Below are 7,972 nucleotides of genomic sequence, written 5' to 3' on the forward strand. Positions count from 1 at the left end.
GGGAAAAAAGGACAAACGCATCAAGGCCGGAACGATGGCTGATAAGCCGGTTGCTGTTCCTGGGGAGCGGGTGCTGCCTGGGAAGGCATGAAAGCGGGCACTGCGCCGCCGCCCTGATTGCCACCCCCCTGATTCCCCCCGTTGGGATTAAAACCGCCCTGATTGCCGCCATTGGGGTTGAACCCTCCCTGAGGGTTGAACTGGTTCTGGATGGCGGGTGCGGAGCCGATTTGCTTGGGGTTGACGGACTCGTTGTATTCGGGGGCGTTTTTCTGCGGCCGCACGGTGACCTGCATGGTTTTCCCGACGAGTTGCGAGCTGTCGTCAATGGCCCCGGCGTTGGTCGCCAGGGTAATGCTTTTCAGCGATTCCTCGGCGATTTCCCGCGCCTTGTCCGAAGCGTTCCAGAGGTTGAGGCGGATACTTGGGGCATACATGCCCTGATGCTGACCGTCCAGGACCTTGAGCTTGAGTTCGAGGTAGCCCTGATTGGGGTCGTTCTTGGTCGGTTTCGCTTCCGCCGATTCGATCCCGACATTGTAATCACCGGGCGGCAAAGAGCCGCTGCTTTCCTTGATGTTGCCGTAATTTTGATAAAAACCACTGAGATTACCCATTGTATTGCTCCTTTACTTTGCAAAGCAGGACACCTGGGAAAGAGGTCAGACGGGAAAGGTGCCCGGTTCCCCGTCCGTTCCTGACACCATCAGTGGCGCAGGAAAGGTAAATTGTTTACGGGTGGTGCCGATTCCGCGTGAAGGTTTCCCGCTTGTACTGGATTCGCACTCTGCGAAAGACTTGCAGCATGTGAAAGTTTCTGCTGAAAGGCGGCGAGATAGTTTTGCGTCAGGGCGTTCCAGGACAGAGGTAAGGTGCCCGGCATGTTGAAGCGGTTTTTGCTCCAGTAGGCGGGACTGGCCCCGATTTCCAGGACGCGCTCGCCCATGGCGATGGCGCGGGGTGCGCCCTTGTCGTCGCCTTTCAGGGTCAGTCTCTGGGTGGCAAAGCCCATAATGTCGGCCCAATCCCGCCAGAGGCCCGCTGTTTTTTCGTGCAGGCGCAGGATCGTGCGGTTATAGCTGCCATAGACGGGATCGTTATTGGTCTTGTTGTTGCTCTGGGCAATGGCGATGGTATGAATCCCGCAATCATTGATGGCCTGAATCTGATCGCGGATTTCCGCCCATTTTTGGAGCGCGAAGATATAGCCCTTGCCGTAACCAAAATCCTCAATGTTTTTCTTGTGGCCGGTTTCACAGACTTTTTTCCAGACCATCGCTTCCAGGGCATCCAGGGAATCGACAATCACGGAATCAAAGGGTCGCACTCCCTGCGGGGTGCCAACCCCGGAGCGGAACCCCTGCAGGAGTTCCATGAGGGCGTTTTGCAGCTCGTCGCTGCTCCGGATACGGAGAAAGGGCACGTTCAGAACGCCGATGCCGTCTTCTACGGCCAGGATCAAGGGCCGTGGCGCGCCCGCCGCGAAGGTCGTTTTGCCGATGCCGTTTTCGCCATGAATCACGACCTTGAGGGCACGGGGACCGCTGTTGGCCTGAATGTTGTCGAGAATACCCATCGTTTTTTTGCTCCTGTCCTATGCTTCCCTACCAGGGTGGTGCCGATTTGAAAGGGTCGGTTCAGAATTTTTTGGCATTTTTTGCTGTGCGAGCCGTTCAATGCCGATTTGCAGGCAATCCGCCAGGCGATCGCGGGGCAGGATTTCCCGGATCAGGGTGGCCATACTGAGCGGATCAGAGGGCGACAGGATGCAGGCATCTTCCGGTAACGGTTGCAGGCAGGCTTTGCCGTCCAGGTCGAAGGTCAGCAGGAACCGCCCCTGCAAGAAGGAGAGGGCCCCAGACTCGTGCCGGGGTGCAAGCCCTTGCCGGGTGCCAAGCCCTTGCCGGGGTGCAACCTCTCGCAGACTACCCCGGCGAATGGCGGGCAGGACTTCCTGCGTTACCCAACGGCGGAACGCCCGGGCTTCGGGCTTGCGGCTTTTTAAGAGGGCGTGATAGAGGCCGGACTCGGAAATGATGGTGACTTCGCGGGTTTGAATAGTGCCGTTCTCGGACCTGATCTGCACACTATGCAGAGCAGCTTCGTCATCATCCAGAACGCGGGTCATTTGCACGGCGTCGGCATAGTTCAACGCCTTGGCGATGTCGCCAGCAATGAACCAGATTTGCCCGTCGCGGTCGATGGTGCGGACTTCGGTAGAGTGGAATTGAAAGACAGCGGGCTTCACAGCCTGCAAGGGCGCGGACGCGCCTGGGGTATGGGTGTCCATGGTCAAACTCCTACTGATCGGCAGTATTACCGCCAACCCCCTCTCACAAGGGTGGGCGGAACCGGACGGGTTGAGAGACCGGCAGTAGGCACCGGCGAGCCTTGCGGCTCCCCGTCCGGCCCGCCCATAGGAGCAGTACCGAACCACGGACATAAAAATACCGCTTTCCCGCAAGGGGATGGCGGCTATCCGCCTACTTTCCGGGCTCTCAAACCCGATCATCGGAACCCCGATGACGAATTGAGCGTAGACCCGTGCGGCGGATATTGTCAAGCCAATGGCTGACAAATAAGAGTGTTGGTTGGTATATTTGCCAACATGTGCAGATGGGGTTACTCTTCGAACCATGCAGGCCAGAGAACTGATACGACGGCGGATTCCCGTAGGTGACAATGCTTTCGCTGAAATGGTGCTTTGGCAACTCGATGGTCCGGTGCCGCCCAGTGACCACTCTTACAAATACCGTCTTGCACTGGTCTTTGGCGGACGGTGTGTAGTGCGTTACGACAACGAGCGTGGCAAAGGTGACCATCGGCATATTGGCGAGTCCGAACTGCCCTATACATTCAGAACAGTAGAGGACTTGGTGGCGGATTTTTTTCATGACGCAAAGAGGTGGATGGATGCGCACTGTGACGATTGATGTCCGTACCCTGGCGGATTCCCTGACTGACTTCACCCAGGCATGGGAAACCGGGGAAGCGTCCGCGCCCCGCATCAGTTTTGAATCGCCGGAATTGCTCTGGAAGGTGCTTACTGCCAGGCGATGGGGGATTCTGAAAGCCATGACCGGGACCGGTCCGCTGGCACTACGCGAGATCGCCCGGCGCGTGGAACGCGATGTAAAATCCGTCCACGCGGATGTCCATGCCTTGCTTAACGCCGGGCTCATTGACCGGCGCGAGAATGGGTTCATCTTCCCATACGATGCCGTGCATGTAGATTTTCTGCTTAAGGCGGGATAAATCGGTTTCATTCCGCTTCCGCGCAACTGGCCGGAAAAAGCATCAATCAATGGATCGCTGACCTGCTGGAACAGGCGTAATACTGAATGCGAATTTTGAAAATGGCTTTCCATACTGTAGTGATGCCGTTTTTGAAGCACCGAAAGCCGCCATTTGCTTTGAAAGTTTTTTAAAACGCTGTAAGCCTCTGGTTTTTCAATAAATAAATTTTCTGTTTTTTGGGTCTGTTTCATGATTCGAGCAGCATTTTTCGGGCGATGTCGGGGTCCGCAAAAGTTTCTGCCAGGGTGCTGCGGATGAACTCCCAGGCCTCTGCCTTGATGGTGAGGCTTCCGGCGGGGCATATCTCGAAGCCCGCCGCATAGAGAAAAGCCAGTACGTCCTCCAGCCGCTCGTTCTTGATCCGGGAGACGGTTGATTCGGACGTGCCCAGACAGGCGGCGAGGGCTGCCTGCCGTCCCGGTTCCCGCAATGCCTGCAAAACCTGGGCGTGGGCTTTTCTCGCCTTTTCCTGTGGTGAGGCCGACAGTAGGGACACGCATCATCACCCACACCTGGAGGTCGTTTTATTATGTTGCGGATCATCCCAAAGATCGGGCCGCAATGCCCAACGCGGAACTTCGCCGTGAGTCGCCTTTTCTATTTTGATGGCCTGCTCAGCACTGATTGGGCGTCGGCCAGTGAGCCATTGATACACCATGCCGGGCGTCATCCTGAGTTCGCGCGCCAGCGCACGTTGTGTATGCTGCTTGCAATAAGTTTTAAGGTCCATGCGATCAGAATAGCTCAGGCTATGCAGTTTGTAAATATCTTGTGTGCATACCTAAATAGAGAGCATTTGCTATGATGATGCGTATGGATAAGAGCCGACTAAAGCAAGTAAGACGAAAAAATTTGATGATCTTGTTGCGCGAAGCGTCTGCGCAAGGTTATTCCGATAGTGATATGGCTAAAAAATGGGAAGTGGCCGATGCGCAGGTCAGCCAGTGGAAAACCAGCCGACGCGGGATAGGGGAGCAAAGCGCAAGGAAAATAGAGAGAAATTCCAGTTTGCAGGCTTATTCGTTAGATCGGGAAGATTTTGAGATTGAACGGTACAAAATCGGTTCGGGTGCGACTGATTCTGTTACGATTGGCCCGGATATTGTAGTTTATTATCCTATTTTGGGGCGCGTTCCAGGAGGTGAACCTCGATTGTGCATAGAAAATGCCAGACTATCCAAAGATACTGAATATATAGCGGTATCCAAGAAGTATGGAGAAAACTCTTTCTATCTTCGTGTGGTCGGTGACAGTATGAGCCCCCTGTTATCGGAAGGTATGCTGGTTTTGGTGGACCCTGACTGGTCACCGAAACATAACGATGTTGTCGTAGTCAGGAATCACGCCGATGAAGGCAGCGTCAAACGCCTCAAAAATGATGGCGGGCAATGGTTTCTGGTTCCTGAAAACGCACGCTATCCGGTTCAACCGCTGGCGGACTCAACCATTGTCGGCGTTGTGGTCCTTTCTGTTCAGCAATTTCATTAAGTCGCCCTCATTCAAGTATCCGCTTTGGAATTGATTGGTTCCTATATGGAGTCAAATAACGCTTTGTGATTCCTGAATGGATACCGTTGCGCCCTAAGCATAGCATCAGCTATTGACAAAGGCGGTTATTATAGTAATCTATGCTCCATAGCAATAGATATGGAGCAAACTATGTACGACTTTCACGCTTTCTCTCCGCTGCCTCATGAACATTTTCCTGCAGTACGTCCGCATTTATCCATGGCAACGCCCGTACCGGAGCGGATGCAGGACCGTTTCGGTCGCGTCTATTTTTATATTGGTCCCATGATGGGTGAGAAATTGGCTCCCGGGCAGATTCGGGTTTTTCCGGGGCACGTCTATCAGGAGGGCTTGCAGCCTGCGAAAGGCTCGCAGCCTGAAAGGGAGGAGCAGCATGCACATTGAGATTGTGGGTGCGGACCTTCCGCTGGTGGAAGTGACCCGGGTAGTGCGTCGCATGGCGGATGAGTTGGGTTGGGAAGCGCATTGGGATGGCGAGAAGTTTCAGGTGCGCGAGGGGGATCGTTATGGTTATGAAAATGATGATTTTGATGATGGTACTGACCGTTAAGCTGGCGGTCGCTCTTACCGGACATCCCCGCGCTCTGTTTGATGCCCTGCATGCGCAGGGCGAGTCCAGCGAGGGCGTTGAGCGCACTCGTGCAAGCATCGCACTTTTTGCGACCATCAGGGATTTGCGGGTGATCCGGTGGATGGCTGAAAAGGTTTTTTCACCTGTTCGTGACCGGGTTATGGCAATTCCCACCCATGTTGCGGATCGTGTATGGAGCGAATTTTTTCAGGGTAACGAAACAAAATCGCTCCATAAATATGCAAATTCAATCTGCCAGATTGTTTAAGTTTCAAGTGTTGTAAAGCGGTTGTTTTGCGGCTATTGCCCGTCTTTTTTACGGGACGGGCTTTTTTAGGGGGAACTGGATATGCAAATTTCTAAAAGCATCAACGCGCACAAACTCAAACAGTTTGCGGGCATCGTGCGTCGTCACGAGGGAATCATCCTGCCGATTCTGAAAATAGATATGGTGGATGGATTCACGAAGCTGCATATCCAGGGCTCTGTTGTGGACTTCTGGGCAACGCCCGAAGAACTGTATTTCCGGGGATACTGGCTGTTGTGTGCAAAGCCTGCTATCTGGGATCTCTGGAGTCGGGTGATTTGCGCTTCAGACCAGGCGAAGCCAGGAGCCTTTTCCGTGCATTAGTTTTGCGGTGCCACAATCTCCTGTGGTGGTTGTATTGCCCGTCTGATGGGCGGGCTTTTTTAGAAAAAATGAGGCCAGTATATCGAAAACAAGATGAATTACCAGATAGAACCAAAAAGCATACCCAGGCAGTCAAACGTTTTGCGGGTTGAGGTTGTTTCACCTTTTGTTTCTTGTATATTGGAAGTGCCTGAGCATTGGAGTTTGTTCGCAAAAAAAAGTGGGAGCCTCGCGCTGGATTGGGGGCGGTGGGTTGGGTCTGGTGTTTGAGGCCTGCCAATTATCGCAATGTCCGTTAAAAAAGGAGGATATATGATCTGGCCACTCGGTATCATTGGCATCCCGTTTCTGGTAGTGCTTTGCTGTACTTTTCTGCGGCGAAAGATTTTAAGCAGATCATTCGCCTGCAAATCGACTTCTCCCGGCTTTTTGGGGATCTGGTGCATGTGCTGGTTATACTCGACTTGGGGATATTTGCAGAGTTTTTCTTTTTATATCAACTCGCAATGTATATTTTGTAATGGAGAGTTATACCGCAAACGGTTCGTCTATCTAAACGGATTCTATTCTGGAAGCCAAAAACCCGTAAATCATAGCTGTCATAGATCAAAATAGTTGTGCGGGTTATGTGTTCTCGTGCCTTTTTTAACAGAAAATAGCACAAAAATGGTTTGTCCATGACCTGGCTCCTAATTCCGTAGATCATTTCATTTTATCTGTTTTTTAACTATCTACATTTCATAAAAGTGTGCGGTAAATGCAGGATGCAAACACATGACGCTGATTAACGCCTTCGGGTCTTGAGCTGACAGCCGTCAATAATACCTTTGCGCATCAGTTACGGGTGGAACCTTAGTAAGCGATTGACTGTCAAAAGTTGGACCAACAAGTGAGGAGGAGGGAGATTTATGCTTATGAAAAATGCTGTGTTGCTTTCGGTGGTGGCGGCTTTGTCCGTGTCCCCGATGATTCCGGCCGTAGCCGCTGCCGCGCCATCTTCGGCCGTTGCGCCGGCCAAAGCTGTGACACCAAAAGCCACGATTGATACGCTCGATGCAGCCTTATTGAAAGCCATGCGGGGCGGTAACAGGATAGGTTACAGTGGCCGCTATGCCATAGTGTCTCCTGTAGTCCGGAAGGTTTATAATTTTGATCGAATTGCCAGCCTGACTCTGGGAAGCCGCTGGTCTAAACTGACTCCCGCGCAACGAAAAGAATTTGTAGGCGTGCTGGCAGAATATACTGTAGCCACTTATGCGGCGCGTTTTGATAATTATGAAGGCGAGCATTTTGCCGTGGTCAGCAGTAAAACCATGCAACCTGGGACCGTGGGCGTGTTCAGCACACTGACCATGCGCAATGGTAAAATCCATCGTTTTGACTACCTGCTCCAGCAGCAGGATGGACAGTGGCGCATTGTGAATGTTGTCGCAGACGGGGTCAGTGATCTTTCCCTGAAACGTTCTGAATATGACAAAACCATTGAAACCAAGGGTTTTTCAGCCTTGATTGCGCATTTAAAAGCGCAAATCGCTCAATACGCGAAGGGGAAACATTGATGGCACATTGGGCTGGCTGCTCGGGAGCGTCTTTGCCGATTCTGTACTTGAGCCTTGTCCGATATGAAATGCGTCTGGAGTGAGCTGCAACGTGATCGGGTACCGTTCATGATGGAGGAATGAAGATCTTCATGAAACTTGAAGAGTTAAAGACGATTGATCAACTCGACACTTTCTTGTCCGGCACTCAGGCGGTGACCTTTTCGTTCATGGGCGAAAAGGATACTTGCTACCGCTGGATGCAGGGGGAACTGGTCAAGTTCCGGTATGTGACCTTGTCCCGCCCCACCGGAGGGGTGGTGATCCGCCATCAGATGAAGCTCAGTGGTTACCCCCACCATGCGGATCACGCTGCTTATTGCTAGTATTGCCAACACGGCGGTT

At 52.7% G+C, this 7,972-nt stretch carries 14 protein-coding genes; 9 read left to right on the plus strand and 5 right to left on the minus strand.

From position 1 onward, the window contains the following. Positions 1-20: 20 nt before the first annotated feature. From BLW97_RS09075 to BLW97_RS09085, 3 genes are all read right to left on the minus strand, one after another. On the minus strand, positions 21-617 hold the full coding sequence (locus tag BLW97_RS09075) for a DUF669 domain-containing protein (protein ID WP_024894949.1): 597 nt from the start codon (positions 615-617) through the stop codon (positions 21-23). Positions 618-706: 89 nt separating this feature from the next. After that, entirely contained in the window at positions 707-1,576 is an 870-nt protein-coding gene (locus BLW97_RS09080; protein ID WP_024894950.1) for an ATP-binding protein, read from the minus strand. 18 nt (positions 1,577-1,594) lie between these two features. Then, on the minus strand, positions 1,595-2,290 hold the full coding sequence (locus tag BLW97_RS09085; RefSeq protein WP_051488135.1) for a BRO-N domain-containing protein: 696 nt from the start codon (positions 2,288-2,290) through the stop codon (positions 1,595-1,597). Positions 2,291-2,636: 346 nt separating this feature from the next. On the opposite strand from BLW97_RS09085, the gene BLW97_RS09090 reads away from it, so the two are divergent. Both BLW97_RS09090 and BLW97_RS09095 read left to right on the plus strand, forming a co-directional pair. Next, positions 2,637-2,933: a toxin-antitoxin system TumE family protein gene (locus tag BLW97_RS09090; RefSeq protein WP_024894952.1), complete on the plus strand. Its 297-nt coding sequence runs from the start codon at positions 2,637-2,639 to the stop codon at positions 2,931-2,933. After that, the gene (locus tag BLW97_RS09095) at positions 2,914-3,255 is read left to right on the plus strand and encodes an HVO_A0114 family putative DNA-binding protein (protein WP_024894953.1); all 342 of its coding nucleotides are present in this window, start codon (positions 2,914-2,916) and stop codon (positions 3,253-3,255) included. Before BLW97_RS09090 ends, BLW97_RS09095 begins: the two co-directional genes overlap by 20 nt. Before the next feature lie 229 nt (positions 3,256-3,484). Here the strand turns inward: BLW97_RS09095 and BLW97_RS09100 are convergent, their stop codons facing one another. Together BLW97_RS09100 and BLW97_RS09105 are read right to left on the minus strand one after the other, a co-directional pair. Further along, the gene (locus BLW97_RS09100) at positions 3,485-3,793 is read right to left on the minus strand and encodes a hypothetical protein (protein WP_024894954.1); all 309 of its coding nucleotides are present in this window, start codon (positions 3,791-3,793) and stop codon (positions 3,485-3,487) included. Between the two features lie 6 nt (positions 3,794-3,799). Continuing rightward, positions 3,800-4,027: a transcriptional regulator gene (locus BLW97_RS09105; RefSeq protein WP_075322965.1), complete on the minus strand. Its 228-nt coding sequence runs from the start codon at positions 4,025-4,027 to the stop codon at positions 3,800-3,802. Between the two features lie 71 nt (positions 4,028-4,098). Between BLW97_RS09105 and BLW97_RS18725 the strand changes: the two genes are divergently transcribed. The 7 genes from BLW97_RS18725 to BLW97_RS09140 all read left to right on the plus strand — a co-directional run bounded on the left by BLW97_RS18725 (position 4,099) and on the right by BLW97_RS09140 (position 7,953). Continuing rightward, complete coding sequence (locus BLW97_RS18725; RefSeq protein WP_024894956.1) at positions 4,099-4,785, plus strand: LexA family protein; 687 nt, start codon at positions 4,099-4,101, stop codon at positions 4,783-4,785. A gap of 171 nt (positions 4,786-4,956) precedes the next feature. After that, complete coding sequence (locus BLW97_RS09115; protein ID WP_024894957.1) at positions 4,957-5,211, plus strand: hypothetical protein; 255 nt, start codon at positions 4,957-4,959, stop codon at positions 5,209-5,211. Next, positions 5,201-5,377, plus strand: a complete 177-nt coding sequence (locus tag BLW97_RS19450; RefSeq protein ID WP_158006064.1) for a hypothetical protein — start codon at positions 5,201-5,203, stop codon at positions 5,375-5,377. Before BLW97_RS09115 ends, BLW97_RS19450 begins: the two co-directional genes overlap by 11 nt. Beyond that, a complete protein-coding gene (locus BLW97_RS09120; protein ID WP_024894958.1) occupies positions 5,358-5,666 on the plus strand; it encodes a hypothetical protein in 309 nt (102 codons plus the stop codon). Before BLW97_RS19450 ends, BLW97_RS09120 begins: the two co-directional genes overlap by 20 nt. 81 nt (positions 5,667-5,747) lie before the next feature. Then, a complete protein-coding gene (locus BLW97_RS09125) occupies positions 5,748-6,029 on the plus strand; it encodes a hypothetical protein (protein ID WP_024894959.1) in 282 nt (93 codons plus the stop codon). 908 nt (positions 6,030-6,937) lie between these two features. After that, a complete protein-coding gene (locus tag BLW97_RS09135) occupies positions 6,938-7,588 on the plus strand; it encodes an HpnM family protein (protein ID WP_024894960.1) in 651 nt (216 codons plus the stop codon). 131 nt (positions 7,589-7,719) lie between these two features. Next, positions 7,720-7,953 carry a hypothetical protein gene (locus BLW97_RS09140; RefSeq protein ID WP_139110713.1) on the plus strand — a complete coding sequence of 78 codons (234 nt, stop codon included), beginning with the start codon at positions 7,720-7,722 and terminating at the stop codon, positions 7,951-7,953. The last annotated feature ends 19 nt before the right edge of the window (positions 7,954-7,972 follow it).

The organism is Acidithiobacillus albertensis (genome assembly GCF_001931655.1).
GTDB classification, from domain to species: Bacteria; Pseudomonadota; Gammaproteobacteria; order Acidithiobacillales; family Acidithiobacillaceae; genus Acidithiobacillus; species Acidithiobacillus thiooxidans.

What these genes read in the sequence shown, in the direction of transcription:
- BLW97_RS09085 (WP_051488135.1), bottom strand. Translation starts at nt 2,290, where the DNA reads ATGGACACCCATACCCCAGGCGCGTCCGCGCCCTTGCAGGCTGTGAAG.
- BLW97_RS09125 (WP_024894959.1), top strand. Translation starts at nt 5,748, where the DNA reads ATGCAAATTTCTAAAAGCATCAACGCGCACAAACTCAAACAGTTTGCG.
- BLW97_RS09140 (WP_139110713.1), top strand. Translation starts at nt 7,720, where the DNA reads ATGAAACTTGAAGAGTTAAAGACGATTGATCAACTCGACACTTTCTTG.
- BLW97_RS09120 (WP_024894958.1), top strand. Translation starts at nt 5,358, where the DNA reads ATGATGGTACTGACCGTTAAGCTGGCGGTCGCTCTTACCGGACATCCC.
- BLW97_RS09105 (WP_075322965.1), bottom strand. Translation starts at nt 4,027, where the DNA reads ATGGACCTTAAAACTTATTGCAAGCAGCATACACAACGTGCGCTGGCG.
- BLW97_RS09090 (WP_024894952.1), top strand. Translation starts at nt 2,637, where the DNA reads ATGCAGGCCAGAGAACTGATACGACGGCGGATTCCCGTAGGTGACAAT.
- BLW97_RS09115 (WP_024894957.1), top strand. Translation starts at nt 4,957, where the DNA reads ATGTACGACTTTCACGCTTTCTCTCCGCTGCCTCATGAACATTTTCCT.
- BLW97_RS09075 (WP_024894949.1), bottom strand. Translation starts at nt 617, where the DNA reads ATGGGTAATCTCAGTGGTTTTTATCAAAATTACGGCAACATCAAGGAA.
- BLW97_RS09135 (WP_024894960.1), top strand. Translation starts at nt 6,938, where the DNA reads ATGCTTATGAAAAATGCTGTGTTGCTTTCGGTGGTGGCGGCTTTGTCC.
- BLW97_RS09080 (WP_024894950.1), bottom strand. Translation starts at nt 1,576, where the DNA reads ATGGGTATTCTCGACAACATTCAGGCCAACAGCGGTCCCCGTGCCCTC.
- BLW97_RS09095 (WP_024894953.1), top strand. Translation starts at nt 2,914, where the DNA reads ATGCGCACTGTGACGATTGATGTCCGTACCCTGGCGGATTCCCTGACT.
- BLW97_RS19450 (WP_158006064.1), top strand. Translation starts at nt 5,201, where the DNA reads ATGCACATTGAGATTGTGGGTGCGGACCTTCCGCTGGTGGAAGTGACC.
- BLW97_RS18725 (WP_024894956.1), top strand. Translation starts at nt 4,099, where the DNA reads ATGATGATGCGTATGGATAAGAGCCGACTAAAGCAAGTAAGACGAAAA.